Origin of the sequence: Streptomyces sp. PsTaAH-124 (genome assembly GCF_000373685.1) — a bacterium.
Classification (GTDB): Bacteria; Actinomycetota; Actinomycetes; order Streptomycetales; family Streptomycetaceae; genus Streptomyces; species Streptomyces andamanensis.
This window is the reverse complement of the sequence record NZ_KB892207.1, coordinates 298,669-315,803: the sequence shown is the minus strand read 5'-3', so window position 1 is coordinate 315,803 and position 17,135 is coordinate 298,669. Positions and strand designations below refer to the sequence as shown.

The window sequence follows — 17,135 nt, the reverse complement described above, 5'->3', positions numbered from 1 at the left end:
GGCCCGGCGCCGGCCGACAGATCCGCGGGCACGGGCCTGCCCCGGCCCCGCCGGGCCGAATCGTGGTGCGCGGGGCGGCGGTCGCCGCCCCGCGTCCGTCCTCAGTGCCGGGCCGCCGCCACCTTGCTCTCCACCGCGAACAGCTCCTCCTCGACATGGTCGAGGGCCAGCCGCAGGGCGCCCGTCGCCACGGCCGCCTCACCGAGCATCGACAGAGTCACCTGCGGCGTACGCAGGCAGTAGCGGGCCAGCTCGCCGCGCAGCGGCTCCAGCACACCGTCCAGGCCGGCCGCCCAGCCGCCGACGACCACCAGCTCCGGGTCCAGCGCCAGCACCAGCGCCGCCACGTCGTGGACCAGCCGCTGGATGAAGCGGTCCATGGCCGCCACCGCCTGCCGGTCGCCCTTGCGGGCCTGGGCGAACACCGCCGCCACCGCCTGCTCGTCCAGGGGGTGCAGCGGCTGGTCCGTGGTCGACAGCAGTGTCTCGGGCGTGACGCCCCGGCCCAGCAGGTGCAGCGCGCCGATCTCGCCGGCCGCGCCGCCGAACCCGCGGTGCAGTCGGCCGCCGATCAGCGAACCGGCGCCCGGACTCAGCCCGGCCAGCACGAACACCACGTCGTCGGAGTCGGTGGCGGCGCCCTTCCAGTGCTCGGCGACCGCCGCGGCGTTGGCGTCGTTCTCGACCAGCACCGGGCACCGGAAGGAGCGGCTGAGCCGCTCGCCCAGGTTCAGCCCCGTCCAGCCGGGCAGCGCGGTGCCCAGCCGGACGATGCCGCCCGCCTCGACGATCCCGGGCGTGCCCACCCCCACGGCCCGCAGGGAGCTGCGCGGGACACCGGCCCGGCGCAGCAGCTCGGCGACCGCGGTGCGCAGCCGCTCCAGGCGCTCGTCCGCGTCCGCCGTCTCGCCGACCTCCTTGGCCTGGGCGCCGAGCACCCGCCCGTCGAGGTCGGACAGGAGCGCCGCCACGCGGTGGGGGCCGATCTCCAGGCCGAGCAGATGCCCCGCCTCGGCACGGAACCGGTAGCGCCGCGCGGGCCGTCCCTGACGGCGTGCGGCGCCCTCCTCGGCGGCCTTCTCGGCGACGAGTCCCGCCGCCATGAGGTCCTCGACGACGCCTTCGACCGTGGGCCGGGACAGCCCGGTCATCCGGGTGATCTCCGTGAGCGTCGCGCAGTCCGCGGCACGCAGCGCGTGCAGCACCACCGCGGAATTGATCCTTCGCAGCAGCGAGGGATCCCCGCCGGTCAGCCGCCCCAACGTCCTTCCTCCCAGCTCGTGCGCGTGTTGGGCGGATCGTACTCGGCGCGGGCCGGGGCAGCGAGTGCCGGGGACGACGGGCGCGCTGCGCCCGGCCGGACGGCCTGCCCGTGCCGCCCCGGAACCCGCCTCCGGCCCCCAAAGATCCCGACCGCGTCCCCGCCCGCGACGCCCCCGACACCCGCCGGCCGCCACCCGGACCACGGTCCCGTCACCCGCTACCCGCGACGCCCCACCCGCCACTCGCACCGCGGCGCCGACCGCTGCCCCGCCGCCGTCCCGTCCCTCCTCACGGGCCGTCGACGCCCGTCCCGCGGCCGACGTCACCCTGACGCCCCGCCAATTGTCAGTGGTGCCCGCTTTACTGGAACGCATGGACATCGCGAAGGCTCTCGCCGTGATCGACCGGCTGTGCTCCGGGGAGTTCCCCGCCGGGTCCGGCCGGACGGACGCCGGTCCGGCCGGACCCGGCTTCCTGACGGCCGAGTTGGAGACGAGCGACGACTTCTGGGAGGACGACGGCACCCGCTGGGAGGAGACGGCGGGGCAGTTCGCGTGCGAGCTGGACGGGCTGGGGGAGCGGCTGACCGAGCGGTGGGGCGCCCCGCAGGAGTTCAGCCTCTACGGTGTCTTCGAGCGGACCGTGCGGGGCGAGGCGCCGGGGGAGCCGTGGGCCTCGCTCAGCGGACATGTGCCGGACGTCCGGCTGTGGCGGTCGCCCGAGGCCGGCCGGTGGATAGCGCTCGGCGTGTCCCAGTGGGACCGCGAACTGCCGTTCCAGCTGCTCGCGGTCGTCACCGACCGGGATCCGTCGTGATCCGTCAGGCGGTCCCCGCGGCCTCGGAGCTCTCGGCGGCCTCCCGCAGCCTGGCGTACTCCTCGGCCATCGTCTCCGCCGTCCAGTGCGCGTTCAGACCGCTGGGATTGGGCAGCACCCAGACACGCGAGGAGCCGATCGTCCGCTCCTGCGGCCCGATGCGCGCGCCCCGGTCGGCGAAGGCCGCGCGGTACGCGGTGACGCCGACCACGGCCAGCCAGCGGGGCCGCAGCCGGGTCACCTTCCGCTCCAGCAGCCGTCCGCCCTCGCGGTACTCCTCGGCGGTCAGCTCGTCCGCCCGCGCCGTGGGCCGGGCGACCACGTTGGTGATGCCGAGCCGGTACGTGAGCAGCTCGGCCTGCTCGGCGGGGGCCAGCAGCCGCGGGGTGAAACCGGAGCGGTGCAGCACCGGCCAGAACCGGTTGCCGGGGCGGGCGAAGTGGTGCCCCGTGACGGCGGTGGTGAGGCCGGGGTTGATGCCGCAGAAGAGCACACTGAGGCCGTCCGCGACCACGTCCGGTACGAGGCGGTCGCGGGCGGCCTCCAGCTGGGCCGGGGTGGGGCGGGTCAGAGGATCGCCCCCGGGGCGTAGGCGGCGGCCTCCGGGTGCTTCTCGACGATCTCCCCGATCCGGGCGACGACCGCGCCGACCTGGTCGGCGGCGGCACCGGTGAAGGACAGCTTGTCCGCCATCAGCTCGTCGAGCCGGGCGCGGTCCAGCGGCAGGCGCTCGTCGGCGGCCAGCTTGTCGAGCAGGTCGTTGCGTTCGGCGCCCTGTTCGCGCATGGCGAGCGCGGTGGCGACGGCGTTCTCCTTGATGGCCTCGTGGGCGACCTCGCGGCCGACACCGGCCCGCACCGCGCCCATCAGCACCTTGGTGGTGGCCAGGAACGGCAGGTAGCGGTCCAGCTCCCGGGCGACCACCGCGGGGAAGGCGCCGAACTCGTCGAGCACCGTCAGGAAGGTCTCCAGCAGCCCGTCCAGCGCGAAGAACGCGTCCGGCAGCGCGACCCGGCGCACCACGGAGCAGGAGACGTCGCCCTCGTTCCACTGGTCGCCCGCCAGCTCGCCGGTCATCGACGCGTAGCCGCGCAGGATGACCATGAGGCCGTTGACGCGCTCGCAGGAGCGGGTGTTCATCTTGTGCGGCATCGCCGAGGAGCCGACCTGGCCGGGCTTGAAGCCCTCGGTGACCAGTTCGTGCCCGGCCATCAGCCGGATCGTCTTCGCCAGCGAGGACGGCGCCGCCGCGAGCTGCACCAGCGCGGTGACGACCTCGTAGTCCAGGGAGCGCGGGTAGACCTGGCCGACCGAGGTGAAGGCCCGGCCGAAGCCCAGGTGGGCGGCGATCCGCTGCTCCAGCTCCGCCAGCTTCGAGGCGTCGCCGCCGAGCAGGTCGAGCATGTCCTGGGCGGTGCCCACCGGGCCCTTGATGCCGCGCAGCGGGTAGCGGCCGAGCAGTTCCTCGATCCGTCCGTGCGCCACCAGCAGCTCGTCGGCCGCGGTGGCGAACCGCTTGCCGAGGGTGGTGGCCTGCGCGGCGACATTGTGCGAGCGGCCGGCCATGACCAGCTCCCCGTACTCGGCCGCCAGCTTGCCCAGCCGCGCGAGCACCGCCACCGTACGGTCGCGCACCAGTTCGAGGGAGAGCCGGATCTGTAGCTGCTCCACGTTCTCCGTGAGGTCGCGGGAGGTCATGCCCTTGTGGACGTGCTCGTGCCCGGCGAGGTCGTTGAACTCCTCGATGCGGGCCTTCACGTCGTGCCGGGTGACCTTCTCGCGCTCGGCGATCGACGCCAGGTCGACCTGGTCCAGGACGCGCTCGTAGTCGGCGACGGCCGCGTCCGGCACCTCGATGCCGAGATCCTTCTGGGCGCGCAGCACGGCGAGCCAGAGCTGCCGCTCCAGCCTCACCTTCTGCTCGGGCGACCAGAGCGTGGCGAGCTCGGCGGAGGCGTAACGTCCGGCGAGGACGTTCGGGATGCGGGGCTTGGCGGGAGCGGAAGTCACGTGTACAGATTCTACTGGCGGTTCATGCAGGCCAGCGCCACAGGGGTGTTCGTCGGAACCTACGAAAGCATGAAACACGGTGCGGGACGGTACCAGGCGGGCCGGGAGCGGCGCGGCCGTCCGCCGGCTACGCGTCCGCCGGGGGCCGGGCCGGGTCGAGCTCCGGCCAGGGCAGCAGCTCGGGGCGCTTGGCCGGGCGGCCGTCACCGGAGGAGCGGCCGGTCAGCCGCCTGCCTATCCAGGGCAGCAGGTGCTCCCGGGTGAAACGGGCGTCCGTGATCCGGCGGTCCAGCCAGCGCGGCGGCGCGGTCGCCGGTGGCGGCGTGTGCCACTCGGGGTCCTCCGGTTCGTGGCCGAGCGCCTGCCACACGGCCTCCGCGACCCGGCGATGCCCCTCGCCGGTCAGGTGCAGCCGGTCCACGCCCCACAGCCGCGGATCGGCCAGGGAGGCGGCGCTGTACAGGTCGACGACGACCGCGCCGTGCCGCGCCGCCAGCTCGTCGACGCAGGCGTACAGCTCCTCCATGCGCGGCCGGAACCGCTCCAGGACGGGACCCCGGCGGCCGGGGCTGCGCATCAGCACCAGCCGCTCGCACGACGGCGCCAGCCGCTCCACCGCCTCCGTGAGCAGGCCCCGCACCCGGCCCATGTCGCACTTGGGCCGCAGGGTGTCGTTGAGCCCGCCGACCAGGGTGACCACGTCCGCCCGCATGGCGGCGGCCACCTCGACCTGCTCGTCGACGATCTGCCCGATGAGCTTGCCCCGCACGGCGAGGTTGGCGTACCGGAAGCCGGGGGTGCGGGCCGCCAGCCGGGCCGCCAGGAGGTCGGCCCAGCCCCGGTAGGAACCGTCGGGCAGCAGGTCCGACATGCCCTCGGTGAAGGAGTCGCCGACCGCGACCAGACTGGAGTACGTGGGATTCGTCTGCATGGCGTCAGCGATGGTATCCCGCCGGACCGGCCGCATACCAAGCGGTCGGTCCGACCCCGGCACCCCCCGGCCGTGACCTCCCCGCGGACCCGGGCAATGGCCGTCCGCCGCCGGGCCGGACGGGGCGGCGGCTCAGGCAGGCTGCCCGAACAGTTCCCGCAGCACGTCCTCCATCGTCACCAGACCGGCCAGCCGCCCGTCCGAGCCGAGCACGGCAGCCAGATGTGTCCGGCTGCCGCGCATCGCCGTGAGCACGTCGTCCAGCGGGGTGCTCTCCCTGACCCGGGCGATGGGCCGCATGTCACCCGGCCGGAACGGCTCGGAGCGCGGCGAGGCGTCCAGCGCGTCCTTCACATGCAGATAACCGATGATCCGGCGGCCCTCGTCGACCACCGGGAAACGCGAGAACCCGGACTCCGCCGTCAGCCGCTCCAACTGCTCCGGGGTGACCCCCACGCGCGCGTAGACGACCTGCTCCAGCGGCAGCACGACGTCGCGCACCGGCCGGCTGCCCAGCTCCAGCGCGTCGTGCAGCCGCTCCTGCGCCCGGTCGTCGATGAGACCGGCCTGCCCGGCGTCCTTGACGATCTGGGCCAGCTCCGCGTCCGTGAAGGTCGCCGAGACCTCGTTCTTGGCCTCCACCCGCAACAGCTTGAGCAGGACGTTGGCGAACGTGTTCACGGTGAAGATCACCGGGCGCAGCGCGCGGGACAGCGCGACCAGCGGCGGGCCGAGCAGCAGCGCGCTGCGCACCGGCTCCGCGAGGGCGACGTTCTTCGGCACCATCTCGCCGAGCAGCATGTGCAAATAGGTGGCCAGCGCCAGCGCGATCACGAAGGACACGGCGTGTCCCGCGCCGGCCGGTACACCCACCGCGTGGAACACGGGCTCCAGCAGATGCGCGATGGCGGGCTCGGCGACCACACCGAGGACCAGCGTGCACAGGGTGATGCCGAGCTGGGCCGCCGCGAGCAGCGCGGACACGTGCTCCAGGCCCCACAGCACGCTCCTGGCACGCCGGTCGCCCTGCTCGGCGTACGGCTCGACCTGGCTGCGGCGCACCGAGATCAGCGCGAACTCGGCGCCCACGAAGAAGGCGTTGACGACGAGGGTCGCCAGACCGATCAGAATCTGTACGGCGGTCACCGGCCGGCCCTCTTCCCGTCCTGCTCGTCCTGCCTGTCCTGCACGTCCTGTGCGTCCCGCGCGCTCCTCGTGTCCGGCCCGTCGCCGCGCCGGACGCCCCGGCGCCCGGCGCGCTCCGGGACCGTGTCGAGGTCCGCGTCGTCGAGCGGCGCGTGCAGCAGCACCCGGGCCGCCCGCCGCCCGCTCGCGTCCGTCACCTCCAGCCGCCACCCGGCGACCTCCAGGACGTCACCGGTCTCCGGTATCCGGCCCAGTTCCGCGGCAACGAGACCGGCGAGGGTCTCGTAGGGCCCGTCGGGCGCGCGCCAGCCGACGCGGGCCAGCTGGTCCACGCGCGCGGAGCCGTCGGCCGAGTACAGGGCGCGGCCCTCCTCGTCGGCCCCGGCGGGGGCGAGGTCGGGCGTCTCGTGCGGGTCGTGCTCGTCGCGCACCTCGCCGACGACCTCCTCGACGATGTCCTCCAGCGTGGCCACGCCCGCCGTGCCGCCGTACTCGTCGATGACGACCGCCATCGTCCGCCGCCCCGACAGCCGGTCCAGCAGCCGGTCCACGGTCAGCGACTCAGGGACGAGCAGCGGCTCGCGCATGATCTCGGAGACCCGTACGCGGGTCCGCCGCTCGGCGGGCACCGCGAGGACGTCCTTGACGTGGGCCGTGCCCACCACGGAGTCGAGGGTGCCGCGGTAGACGGGGAAGCGGGACAGGCCGGTGGCCCGGGTCGCGTTCGCCACGTCCTCGCAGGTGGCCCGGGACTCCAGGGCGACGACCTGGACGCGCGGTGTCATCACGTTCTCCGCGGTGAGGTCGGCGAGGTTGAGGGTGCGGACGAACAGCTCGGCGGTGTCCGCCTCCAGGGCGCCCTCCTTGGCCGAGTGCCGGGCCAGCGCCGCCAGTTCCTGCGGGCCGCGCGCGGAGGCCAGCTCCTCGGCGGGCTCCACCCCGAACCGGCGCACCACGCGGTTGGCCGTGTTGTTGAGGTGGGTGATGAACGGGCGGAAGGCGGCGCTGAACCAGCGCTGCGGGGTCGCGACGTGCCGGGCCACGGTGAGCGGCGCGGAGATCGCCCAGTTCTTGGGCACCAGCTCCCCGACGACCATCAGGAACACCGTGGACAGCGCGGTGCCCACGACCAGCGCCACCGAGGTCGCCACCGACCGCGACACGCCGAGCGACTGGAACGGACCGGCCAGCAGTGCGGCGATCGACGGCTCGGCGAGCATGCCGACCACCAGGTTGGTGACGGTGATGCCGAGCTGGGCGCCGGACAGCTGGAAGGTCAGGTTCCGTACGGCCTTGAGGGCACTGGCGGCGCCGCGCTCACCGCGCTCCGCCGCCCGCTCCAGCGCGCCGCGCTCGACGGTGGTGAGCGAGAACTCGGCGGCGACGAAGGCGCCGCAGGCCAGGGACAGCAGGACCGCCACGAGCAGAAGCAGCACTTCGGTCATCGGGTCACCCCCCTCCCATGGTCGGACAGGGCGCGGGGGACCGCTCGGTGGTGCGCGATGCTACTGGGAGGCTCGCCCATGGACGGACGCTCACAACCTTTCATGGAGGAACGAGTGTCCCTCCATGGTAAAGGACGGGCAAAAATACCTTCTCCGTGCCGGTCGTATCACTTTTCGTGACCGTCGAGCGGCTTCACCCAGCGCCGCCAGTGCTCCTCCGGCGCGTAGCCGGCCGCACGCCAGGCGTGGTGCGCGCGCTCGTTGCCGGTGAGCACCATCGCGTCGGCGCGCCGACCGCCGAGCCGGGCGAACCGCTCCTCGGCGGCGGCGAGCAGCGCCGAGCCGATGCCCCGGCGCCGCCGGTCGGGACGCACCGCGAGCCGGTACAGATGGCAGCGCCAGCCGTCGAAGCCCGCGATCACGGTGCCGACCAGCTCGCCGGAGTCCTCCGCCAGCAGCAGCGCCCCGGGGTCGCGGCCGATCAGCCGGGCCACGCCGTCCCGGTCGTCGCTGATGCTGGTGCCCTCGGCGGCCGTCCGCCAGAAGTCCAGGACGGCGGAGAGATCGTCGGCGGTCGCGGGGCGTATGCGCAGCTCGTTCATGGCGTGATCACATCACAGCCCTGCCCGCACAGCCCTGCCCGAGCGGCCCCGCCCCGCACCCCGCGCCCTGCGCCCCGACATCCCGCGCCCTCACTGCCCCCGCAGCGCCTCCAGCACCGGCGCGAACGCCTCCATGTGCGGTTCGAGCACCGTCAGATAGGAGAACCCGAACCGCTCGCGCTGCGCGTGCACCCGCGCGACGATCTCGTCCAGCGTGCCCACCAGCACGATCGGCAGCGCCAGGGCTCCGTCCCGGGTCAACTGCGGCTGCCGCCCCAGCAGCGGCGCGAGGACCGGCCCGGGGTCGTCGGTGACGGCGACGAGCTGGATGAGCAGGTTCAGCTCGGCCGGTTCCGCGCGCCCCGCCGCGTGGGTGCGGTACAGCGCCACCCGCTCGTCAAGCTCCTCGGCGGTCAGCGGGGTCAGCCTGTCGCCGTCCGTGGACGGCCGGGCGCCCGTGAACGCCGCGATGTCGGCGTGCTCGGCGGCCAGCCGCAGCATCCGGTCGCCGTTGGCGCCGATCAGCAGCGGGACCCGGGGCCGCTGCACCGCTCGCGGCCGGTGGTCCGGGGAGCCGAGCAGCCGGTCCAGCTCCTCGACGGTGTGCCGCAGGTGGGCGACGCGCTCGCCGGGTGTGCCCCAGGGCAGCCCGGCCCGCTCGTGCTCCTCGCGCACGTATCCCGTGCCGAGCCCGAGTTCGAGCCGGCCGTCCGTGAGCGCGTCCGTCGTGGCCACCTCGCGGGCCAGCAGCGCGGGGTTGGAGAAGCCCGCGTTGAGCACGAAGGTGCCGAGCCGGGGCCGCTCGGTCGCCTCGGCCGCCGCCACCAGCGCCGGGAACGGCGCGACCCAGCCGAGATGGTCCGGGACGAGGATCACGTCGTACCCGAGTTCTTCGGCCCTGCGGCACTTGGCGCGCCACTCACCGGCGGACGCCGGATCGAGCAGGTTGACCCCGAAGCGGAACGGACGCGGCATGAACTCTCCTCAGCTGGACGGGACATGAGCCGGGCGTGAGATGAAGCGAGAGGGACCGGACGGGGCGGCGTACGCCCGCCGCGATTCCATCATCCGTACGCGCCCGCCGCCAGCGGCTTGTGCCGACGGGCACGGACCTGTGACAGCGCTTGCCGCTGCTAGCGGTTCGGCGCTAGCGTCGAGGTATGGCGAAGACCCAGCTGAACGTGCGGGTGGACGAGGGCACGGCCCGCGCCGCCCGCGAACGCGCCCTCGCCCGCGGGATGAGCGTCAACCGCTACATCGAGGAACTGGTCCGCCAGGACACGGGAGAGGTGGGCCGCACCTTCGTGGAGGCCGCCGCCGACTTCATGAAGAGTTACGAGGCCGTCTTCGCCGAGGAGTCCGACGGGGCGGGCTCGCCGTCCCGGGCGACGACCGGCGAAGACCGGCGCTGAGCCCTTGAGCGGCATCACCGTCGACCTCGCCTGGCTGCTCATGCTCGCCGAACGCATGACACCGGGCGATCCGCAGGTCACCGACTGGGGCGCCCTCGTCGCCGCGGTGGCACGGCACCGTGCCGAGATCTTCGACGTCCCCGTCTACGACTCGCCGCAGGCGCGGGCCGCCGCGCTGCTGCAACTCCTCGTCCACGTGCCCGCGCTGGAGCGCTCCAACGCCCTGTTCGCCTCCGCCGTGGCGTACGCCTACCTGGTCGCCAGCGGTCTGAAGGTCGCCACCTCTCCCGAACAGGTGCGCGACCTGGCCCGGCTGGTCAAGAGCGGTGACGCGTCGGTGCAGGAGATAGCGCGGGAACTGCGCCGGTGGAGCGTGTGACCCACCGCCCGCGCGACCCACTACCCCCTTACCCGCTGACCGGGAACCGTGGGCGGACCCGCAGACCGGCAGACCCGGCGGCCGCGGACGACCACCGGGCCCACGGAGCCGCGCACCGGCGCGGTGGCCGCGGCCGTACTACCCGAGCGGCGCCGGTGCCTCCCGCGCGCCGAACGCCGCCGCCTCCCACCGGCCGAGGAGCCGGGGGGCGAGCCAGTGCGGCGCACCCGTGCGGAAATCGGCGGGGGCGAGCGCCCCGGCACCCTCGGGCAGGGCGCCGAGCAGCGGCGCGCCGGCCACCTCGGGCAGGTCGGCGACGTTGCAGCGGGAGGCGAGATCGGGGCGCGCGGGCCAGCTGCCGATCACCACGCCGAGCAGATCGAGCCCGCGCCGGCGCAGTTCACGGGCGGTCAGCTCCGTGGTGTTGAGCGTGCCGAGCCCCGCGGAGGCGACGAGCAGGACCGGAGCACGCAGCAGCCCGGCGGCGTCCGCGAGGGTCCCGCCCGCGGCGTCGAACCGTACGAGCAGGCCGCCGGCCCCCTCCACCAGCACCAGGTCGTGCTCGGTCGCCAGCTTGGCGGCGGCCTCGGCCACCTCCTCGGGCCGCACCGGCGCCCGCCCGGCCCGCAGCGCGGCGGTCCCGGGAGCCAGCGGCTCCGGATAGCGGGCCACCTCGCGCGCCGTCACCGCACCGGCGAGCCGGACGACCTCGTCGGCGTCCCCGCGCTCGTCCGGGGTCACCCCCGTCTGCGCGGCCTTCAGCACGGCCACCGACCGGCCGGCCGCCAGCGCCGCCGCCGCGACGGCCGCCGTGGTGACCGTCTTGCCGACCTCCGTGCCCGTGCCCGTGATCACCAGTACCGGCATCTCATCCCTCCCGCGCCGCCGCGCACACCGCGCGGCCGATCCGTGCCAGGTCCGCGTCGTCCGTGACGTACGGCGGCATCGTGTACACCAGGTCCCGGAACGGCCGCAGCCACACGCCCTCGCGCACCGCGGCCCGGGTCGCCGCCGCCATGTCCACCGGGTGGTCGAGCTGGACGACCCCGATCGCGCCCAGGACACGCACGTCCCGCACGCCCGGGAGCTCCGCGGCCGGTGCGAGACCGTCGCGCAGCCCCGCCTCGATCCGCTTGACCCCGGCGCGCCAGTCCTGGCCGAGCAGCAGCTCGATCGAGGCGCACGCCACGGCGGCGGCCAGCGGATTGCCCATGAACGTCGGCCCGTGCGCCAGCACCGGGACCTCGCCCCGCGAGATCCCGTCGGCCACCCGCGCGGTGCACAGCGTCGCGGCCATCGTCAGATAGCCGCCGGTGAGTGCCTTGCCCACGCACATCACGTCCGGGGTCACCGCCGCGTGCTCCGCCGCGAAGAGCGCGCCGGTGCGGCCGAACCCGGTCGCGATCTCGTCGAACACCAGCAGCACCCCGTGCGCGTCGCACGCCTCGCGCAGCACCCGCAGATAGGCGGGGGAGTGGAACCGCATCCCGCCCGCGCCCTGCACCACCGGCTCGACGATCACGGCGGCCAGTTCCCCGGCGTGCCGCTCGATCATCTCGCGCAGCCGCGCGGCGTACGCCTCCTCGTAGGCGGCCGGAGGCGGGTCGGCGAAGAGCTGGCGCGGCAGCACACCGGCCCACAGCTCGTGCATCCCGCCCTCGGGGTCGCACACGGACATCGGCTGCCAGGTGTCCCCGTGGTAGCCGCCCCGCCAGGTCATCAGCCGCCGCTTCTCGGGGCGGCCGAGCGAACGCCAGTACTGGAGGCACATCTTGACGGCGACCTCGACCGACACGGAGCCCGAGTCGGCCAGGAAGACGTGCTCCAGACCCTCGGGCGACATGTCGACAAGGAGTTTCGCCAGCCGGACGGCGGGCTCGTGCGTGAGCCCGCCGAACATCACATGGCTCATCCGCGCCACCTGCCCGCGCACGGCCTCGTCGAGCACCGGGTGGCCGTAGCCGTGGATCGCCGCCCACCACGAGGACATCCCGTCGACCAGCTCGCCCGAGCCGTCGGCGAGCCGCAGCCGCACCCCGCTCGCCGACTCCACGACGAGCGGTTCCTGACGGCCGGGCATCGGTCCGTACGGGTGCCACACGTGCCGCCGGTCGAGAGCGAGCAGCGCGGAGACGTCCGGTCCGGACAGATCAGGCATTGGGCGCGAGATCCGTACCGGCGCCGCGGTGGCGCAGCGCGACCAGGTCGGTGCGCGGCTCGGCCGGGGCCGCCGACGCCGCCGGGGCGACCGGAGCCGCCGTGCCGCAGCCCCCGCCGCCCTCGTGCGACCCGCACCCCGCTCCCGCGTGCGGCCCGCGGCCGGACTCCTCGGCCGCACCGCACCCGCCGCCCTCGTGGGAGCCGCAGCCCGCGCCCTCGTGCGAGCCGCAGCCGCCCTCGGACCCGCCCGCGCGCCGGTGCTCCGGCAGGGTCACCTGGCCGGTGCCCTCCACCTCGAAGCCCGCGTCCGCGATCATCTCCAGGTCGGCCTTGCCCGCCTGGCCCTCGGTGGTCAGATAGTCACCGAGGAAGATCGAGTTGGCCAGGTGCAGGGCGAGTGGCTGCATGGTCCGCAGATGGACCTCGCGGCCGCCGGCGATGCGCACCTCGATGTCCGGGCAGACGAACCGGACCATCGCGAGGATCCGCAGGCACCGCTGCGGGGTGAGGTTCCACTCCTTGGCCAGCGGGGTGCCCTCGACCGGGATCAGGAAGTTGACCGGCACCGAGTCCGGGTCCAGCGCGCGCAGCGCGTGGACCACGTCGACCAGGTCCTCGTCGCTCTCGCCCATGCCCGCGATGAGCCCCGAGCACGCGGACAGCCCCGCCGCGTGCGCCTTGTTCACCGTGTCCACCCGGTCGGCGTACGTGTGCGTCGTGGTGATCTCGCCGTACGTCGACTCGGAGGTGTTGAGGTTGTGGTTGTACGCGTCGGCGCCGGCCGCGCGCAGCCGCTCGGCCTGGCCGTCGGAGAGCAGCCCGAGGCAGGCGCACACCTCGACGCCCTCGTTCTCGTCCTTGATCGCTCTGATGGTCTCCGAGACCCGGTCCACGTCGCGGTCGGTCGGGCCGCGCCCGCTGGCCACCAGGCAGACCCGCTTGGCCCCGCCGGCCAGCCCGGCCGCCGCGGCCCGGGACGCGTCACCGGGCTTGAGCCAGGTGTACTTGAGGATGTCCGCCTTCGAGCCGAGCCGCTGCGAGCAGTACGAGCAGTCCTCGGGGCACAGGCCGGACTTGAGGTTGACGAGATAGTTGAGTTTCACCCGTCGGCCGAACCAGTGACGCCGCACCTTCCCCGCGGCCGCCACCACATCGAGCAGATCGTCGTCGGAGGTGGCCAGCACGGCCAGAGCTTCCCCGCGGGTCGGCGTCTCGCGCCGAAGCCCCTTGTCCACCAGCGTGTTCAGCAGGTCCATGAGAGCCGATCCTGTCCTACGGGGCCGCCCGGGGCCAAGGAGACTGTGCACAACAGAGGCCGTCGCACGTGTGGGTATCCCCACACCGTGCGTGACGTGTCGTGCGGCTAGTGTCTGTCCACTGCCTACAAAAGTCCCGGAGGAGCCATGGCGTTCGGCTGGATCGACGAGCAGGCGGACGCACGCCGCCGCGCCGGACTCGTCCGGACGCTGCGGCCCCGCCCGGCCGACTCGCCCCTGCTCGACCTGGCGAGCAACGACTACCTGGGCCTGGCCCGCCACCCGGAGGTCACCGAGGGCGCGGCGGCGGCGGCCCGCACCTGGGGCGGAGGAGCCACCGGCTCCCGGCTGGTCACGGGCACCACCGCGCTCCACCGTGAACTGGAGGAGGAACTCGCCCGGTTCTGCGGCTTCGAGGCGGCCCTCGTCCTCTCCTCCGGCTACGCGGCCAACCTCGCCGCGGTCACCGCGCTCGCCCCGCACGGCTCGCTGCTCGTCTCGGACGCGGGCAACCACGCCTCGCTCATCGACGGCTGCCGGCTGGCCCGCGCCGCCACCCAGGTCGTCGCCCACGCGGACCCGGACGCGGTGCGCAAGGCGCTCGGCACGCACGGCGGGCAGGCCGTCCTCGTCTCCGACACGGTCTTCTCCGTCGACGGCGACGCGGCACCGCTCGCCCGGCACGCGGAGGTCTGCCGGGAACACGGCGCGGGGCTCGTCCTCGACGACGCCCACGGTCTGGGCGTCCTCGGGGACGGCGGGCGCGGCGCCCCGCACGCGGCGGGCCTCGCGGGCGCCGACGACGTGGTCGTGACCGTCACCCTGTCCAAGTCGCTGGGCAGCCAGGGCGGAGCGGTGCTCGGGCCCGCCCGGGTCATCGATCACCTGGTCAACACCGCCCGGACGTTCATCTTCGACACCGGGCTCGCCCCCGCGGCGGCGGGGGCGGCCCTGGCCGCGCTGAGACTGCTGCGCCGCGAGCCGGAGCGCGCGGCGCGGGCGCGGGCCGTGGCGGCGGAACTGCACGCCCGCCTGAGCGGGGCGGGACTGCGCGCGGTGCGCCCGGACGCGGCGGTCGTCTCGGTGTGCGCGCCGTCCCCGGAGCAGGCTGTGCGCTGGGCGGCGGACTGCCGTGCGGCGGGCCTGGCCGTGGGGTGTTTCCGGCCTCCTTCCGTGCCCGACGGCATCTCACGGCTCAGGCTGACCGCCCGCGCGGACCTGTCCGGGGCGCAGATCGAACGCGCTGTACGAGTGATCGGCGAGACGCGGCCATGAGCCGGCGGACGCGGCCGTGAGTCGCCGGTGGACGGGAGGGTCCGGGGCCGGCCCGGAGGGTGCCCCGGCGGTGCTCAGATCCGGTGTGCCGCTGCCGTGAACCGCGCCCAGCTCGTGCGGGAGAAGAGCAGCGCGGGCCCGGCCGGAGCCTTGGAGTCGCGCACGGCGAGGAGTCCGGCGTAGGGCTGCGCGGCCGGACGGGCCGTCTCGACGCAGTTGTTCGCCCCCGTGCTGTAGCTGCTGCGCAGCCAGCGCACACCGTGCAGATCGGTCGTGGAAGATAAGTTCCGAGGGGGAGCAGACATGGTGCCTCCTTGATGCGGTCGCCCGCCGTCACCTGTCCTGGTGTATCCCGGCGATCCCGGCGATGAAGTCCAATGAGTCCTCGGTCGAAAGCGCGTGGGACCGAAGCGTGTCGAAGGCCTCGGAGTAGGCCTCCAGGTCTTCTTTCCGTTCGAGGTGGAGGCTACTCGTCAAGTTGTCGAGAACGACCACATCCAGATCAGAAGTGTTCGAAAAAGAGAAGATAACGAAAGGGCCGGTGATGCCGATGTGCGCACCGGCCGTGAACGGCAGGACCTGCAAGGACACCTGGGGCAGCCGCGCCGCCTCGGCCAGCCGCTCCAGCTGCTGCGCCATGACCTCCGGGCCGCCGACCTCCCGGCGCAGAACCGCCTCGTCCAGCACCACCTTCAGGGCCGGTGGCGGCACCGCCCGCAGCACGCCCTGCCGGGCCAGCCGCACCTCCACCAGCGCGTCCAGCCGCTCGTCGTCGAGCCCGTCCACCGCGGCCCGGGTCACCGCGCGGGCGTACGCGGGGGTCTGGAGCAGCCCGGGGACCACCGAGGTCTCCAGGGTGCGCATCGCGCTGGCCTGGGACTCCAGGCTGATGAAGTCGCGGTACGTCGGCGGCAGTACCCCGCGGTAGGCGTGCCACCAGTGCGGCCGGTCCTGGCCGTCGTCGGCGCCCGACAGCATCAGGAGCAGCTCGCGCAGTTGGGCGTCCTGGACCGCGTACGCGTCGAGCAGCGTGCGCACATCGGCCGGTTTCACCCCGCTGGCGCCCGTCTCGATCCGGCTCACCTTCGACTGGTGCCAGCCCACGAGCCGGGCCGCCTCGCCGCTGGTGAGCCCCACGCCGGTGCGCAGCGCGCGCAGTTCCGCACCGAGCTTGCGGCGGCGCACCGCGGGACCGTGCTGCATGGGACGCGCTCCTGACTTCTCCCGGGACCGACGGCGCATACGGTCGCCCGTCGCAGAGTTCACCGCTTCGAGCGACAGATATATGCATATCTTGGTGGATCGCCACCCGTGACCGGTCCGGTGGTGGCAACCTGACGGCGAAGCACCAGTCCGGGACCGTACTCGAAACCCTCCGCTCCTGTCGGACCGCGGCCCCGTGGGAAAGGGACGACGTCGTCATGGCAGACCATCTGGAAGCATCCGTCACGCTGCCGAGCGATCCCGCCTCGGTCGCGGCCGCCCGTGCCTACGCGGTCGGCACGCTGACGGAGTGGGGCCTGCCCGCGGACGCGGACGCCGCCGACACCGTACGGCTCATCGTCTCCGAACTCGCCACCAACGCCGTGGAGCACACCCTCGGCCGGTCGCCCACCTTCACCGTGCACCTCGCCCTCGACCACGACGAGCAGGTGCGCATCGGCGTCACCGACAGCCACCCGCGCTTCCCCAGACGGCTCCCGGCCGCCGTCCAGCAGGACAACGGCCGGGGCATGGTGATCATCCGGTGGCTCAGCGCGGAGTACGGCGGCAGGGTGCGCGTGCGGCCCACCCGGGAAGGCGGCAAGACGGTGAGCGTGGAACTGCCGTGGCCGCTCCGCGCCGCGTCGGCCACGGACCGGGACGAGCCGTAGCCGACGGACCGTCGTCGGTCCGCCGGTCCGCCGGTCCGCCGGTCCGCGGGCGCACCGGTCCGCCGTCCCGTCGCGCCGCGACCCGGGCGGGTCAGCCGATGCGGCCGTACCAGACGTTCCTGGTCCAGATCTTCTCCAGTTTCACCACGTCCCCGGTCTTCGGGGCGTGCCAGATCTTGCCCGAGCCGGCGTAGATCCCGACGTGGTAGACGTACGAACCGGAGTGGAAGAACACCAGGTCACCGGCGCGACGGCTCTTCGAGGAGATGTGGTGCGACTTGTTGTACTGCTGTGCGGCCGTACGCGGCAGGTTCTTGCCGGCCTTCTTGAAGGAGTACAGCGTGAGCCCGGAGCAGTCGAACCTCCTCGGCCCCGTCGCTCCCCACTGGTAGGGGGCGCCCTTCTTGGACGCCGCGATGTTCAGGGCCTTCGTCGCCATGGTGGCGGCCGAGGCGTCGGAGGCGACACCGGGCACCACGATCGAGCCGCCGACGGCGGCGAGCGTCAGGGCCGAGGCGGTTCCGGCCCGGACCATGAGCGACGGGACACGATTGAGCGCAGTCATG

19 protein-coding genes are annotated in these 17,135 nt (G+C 73.9%); 5 read left to right on the top strand and 14 right to left on the bottom strand.

Features of this window, described 5'->3' with window-relative positions:
- Window positions 1-101: 101 nt before the first annotated feature.
- A complete protein-coding gene (locus B086_RS0135125; RefSeq protein ID WP_026253098.1) occupies window positions 102-1,262 on the bottom strand; it encodes an ROK family transcriptional regulator in 1,161 nt (386 codons plus the stop codon).
- A 373-nt stretch (window positions 1,263-1,635) separates the two neighbouring features.
- On the opposite strand from B086_RS0135125, the gene B086_RS0135120 reads away from it, so the two are divergent.
- Window positions 1,636-2,079 carry a hypothetical protein gene (locus B086_RS0135120; RefSeq protein ID WP_018571125.1) on the top strand — a complete coding sequence of 148 codons (444 nt, stop codon included), beginning with the start codon at window positions 1,636-1,638 and terminating at the stop codon, window positions 2,077-2,079.
- A gap of 4 nt (window positions 2,080-2,083) precedes the next feature.
- Here B086_RS0135120 and mug read toward each other — a convergent pair whose 3' ends face one another.
- From mug to B086_RS0135085, 7 genes are all read right to left on the bottom strand, one after another.
- The gene (gene mug / locus B086_RS0135115; protein ID WP_078531296.1) at window positions 2,084-2,650 is read right to left on the bottom strand and encodes a G/U mismatch-specific DNA glycosylase; all 567 of its coding nucleotides are present in this window, start codon (window positions 2,648-2,650) and stop codon (window positions 2,084-2,086) included.
- Window positions 2,647-4,089: an adenylosuccinate lyase gene (gene purB / locus B086_RS0135110; RefSeq protein WP_018571123.1), complete on the bottom strand. Its 1,443-nt coding sequence runs from the start codon at window positions 4,087-4,089 to the stop codon at window positions 2,647-2,649. Before purB ends, mug begins: the two co-directional genes overlap by 4 nt.
- 127 nt (window positions 4,090-4,216) lie before the next feature.
- Window positions 4,217-5,020 carry an SGNH/GDSL hydrolase family protein gene (locus B086_RS0135105; protein ID WP_018571122.1) on the bottom strand — a complete coding sequence of 268 codons (804 nt, stop codon included), beginning with the start codon at window positions 5,018-5,020 and terminating at the stop codon, window positions 4,217-4,219.
- Between the two features lie 132 nt (window positions 5,021-5,152).
- Window positions 5,153-6,166: a hemolysin family protein gene (locus tag B086_RS0135100; protein WP_018571121.1), complete on the bottom strand. Its 1,014-nt coding sequence runs from the start codon at window positions 6,164-6,166 to the stop codon at window positions 5,153-5,155.
- Window positions 6,163-7,611: a hemolysin family protein gene (locus tag B086_RS0135095; protein WP_018571120.1), complete on the bottom strand. Its 1,449-nt coding sequence runs from the start codon at window positions 7,609-7,611 to the stop codon at window positions 6,163-6,165. The genes B086_RS0135100 and B086_RS0135095 overlap by 4 nt, the downstream gene beginning before the upstream one ends.
- A gap of 167 nt (window positions 7,612-7,778) precedes the next feature.
- Window positions 7,779-8,213, bottom strand: coding sequence for a GNAT family N-acetyltransferase (locus tag B086_RS0135090; protein ID WP_018571119.1), 435 nt, complete (start codon window positions 8,211-8,213; stop codon window positions 7,779-7,781).
- 90 nt (window positions 8,214-8,303) lie between these two features.
- Window positions 8,304-9,188, bottom strand: coding sequence for an LLM class F420-dependent oxidoreductase (locus B086_RS0135085; RefSeq protein ID WP_018571118.1), 885 nt, complete (start codon window positions 9,186-9,188; stop codon window positions 8,304-8,306).
- A gap of 185 nt (window positions 9,189-9,373) precedes the next feature.
- On the opposite strand from B086_RS0135085, the gene B086_RS0135080 reads away from it, so the two are divergent.
- Both B086_RS0135080 and B086_RS0135075 read left to right on the top strand, forming a co-directional pair.
- Entirely contained in the window at window positions 9,374-9,625 is a 252-nt protein-coding gene (locus B086_RS0135080; protein ID WP_018571117.1) for a hypothetical protein, read from the top strand.
- Between the two features lie 40 nt (window positions 9,626-9,665).
- On the top strand, window positions 9,666-10,004 hold the full coding sequence (locus tag B086_RS0135075) for a fic family toxin-antitoxin system, toxin component (RefSeq protein WP_381740553.1): 339 nt from the start codon (window positions 9,666-9,668) through the stop codon (window positions 10,002-10,004).
- 138 nt (window positions 10,005-10,142) lie between these two features.
- Here the strand turns inward: B086_RS0135075 and bioD are convergent, their stop codons facing one another.
- Genes bioD through bioB form a run of 3 tightly spaced genes read right to left on the bottom strand, consistent with a single transcriptional unit; the run spans window position 10,143 to window position 13,420 of the window.
- Window positions 10,143-10,871 (bottom strand): dethiobiotin synthase, encoded by a 729-nt coding sequence (gene bioD, locus B086_RS0135070; RefSeq protein WP_018571115.1) that lies wholly within the window; start codon window positions 10,869-10,871, stop codon window positions 10,143-10,145.
- Between the two features lies 1 nt (window position 10,872).
- Window positions 10,873-12,162, bottom strand: a complete 1,290-nt coding sequence (locus B086_RS0135065; RefSeq protein ID WP_018571114.1) for an adenosylmethionine--8-amino-7-oxononanoate transaminase — start codon at window positions 12,160-12,162, stop codon at window positions 10,873-10,875.
- The gene (bioB, locus tag B086_RS0135060) at window positions 12,155-13,420 is read right to left on the bottom strand and encodes a biotin synthase BioB (protein WP_018571113.1); all 1,266 of its coding nucleotides are present in this window, start codon (window positions 13,418-13,420) and stop codon (window positions 12,155-12,157) included. The genes B086_RS0135065 and bioB overlap by 8 nt, the downstream gene beginning before the upstream one ends.
- Before the next feature lie 147 nt (window positions 13,421-13,567).
- On the opposite strand from bioB, the gene B086_RS0135055 reads away from it, so the two are divergent.
- Window positions 13,568-14,695 carry an 8-amino-7-oxononanoate synthase gene (locus B086_RS0135055; protein ID WP_018571112.1) on the top strand — a complete coding sequence of 376 codons (1,128 nt, stop codon included), beginning with the start codon at window positions 13,568-13,570 and terminating at the stop codon, window positions 14,693-14,695.
- 74 nt (window positions 14,696-14,769) lie between these two features.
- Here the strand turns inward: B086_RS0135055 and B086_RS0135050 are convergent, their stop codons facing one another.
- Window positions 14,770-15,000: a DUF397 domain-containing protein gene (locus B086_RS0135050; protein WP_026253097.1), complete on the bottom strand. Its 231-nt coding sequence runs from the start codon at window positions 14,998-15,000 to the stop codon at window positions 14,770-14,772.
- Window positions 15,001-15,028: 28 nt separating this feature from the next.
- Complete coding sequence (locus B086_RS0135045) at window positions 15,029-15,898, bottom strand: helix-turn-helix domain-containing protein (RefSeq protein ID WP_018571110.1); 870 nt, start codon at window positions 15,896-15,898, stop codon at window positions 15,029-15,031.
- Between the two features lie 218 nt (window positions 15,899-16,116).
- On the opposite strand from B086_RS0135045, the gene B086_RS0135040 reads away from it, so the two are divergent.
- Window positions 16,117-16,569 carry an ATP-binding protein gene (locus B086_RS0135040; RefSeq protein ID WP_018571109.1) on the top strand — a complete coding sequence of 151 codons (453 nt, stop codon included), beginning with the start codon at window positions 16,117-16,119 and terminating at the stop codon, window positions 16,567-16,569.
- 91 nt (window positions 16,570-16,660) lie between these two features.
- On the opposite strand, the gene B086_RS0135035 is transcribed toward B086_RS0135040, so the two are convergent.
- Entirely contained in the window at window positions 16,661-17,134 is a 474-nt protein-coding gene (locus B086_RS0135035; protein WP_026253096.1) for a C40 family peptidase, read from the bottom strand.
- Between the last annotated feature and the right edge of the window lies 1 nt (window position 17,135).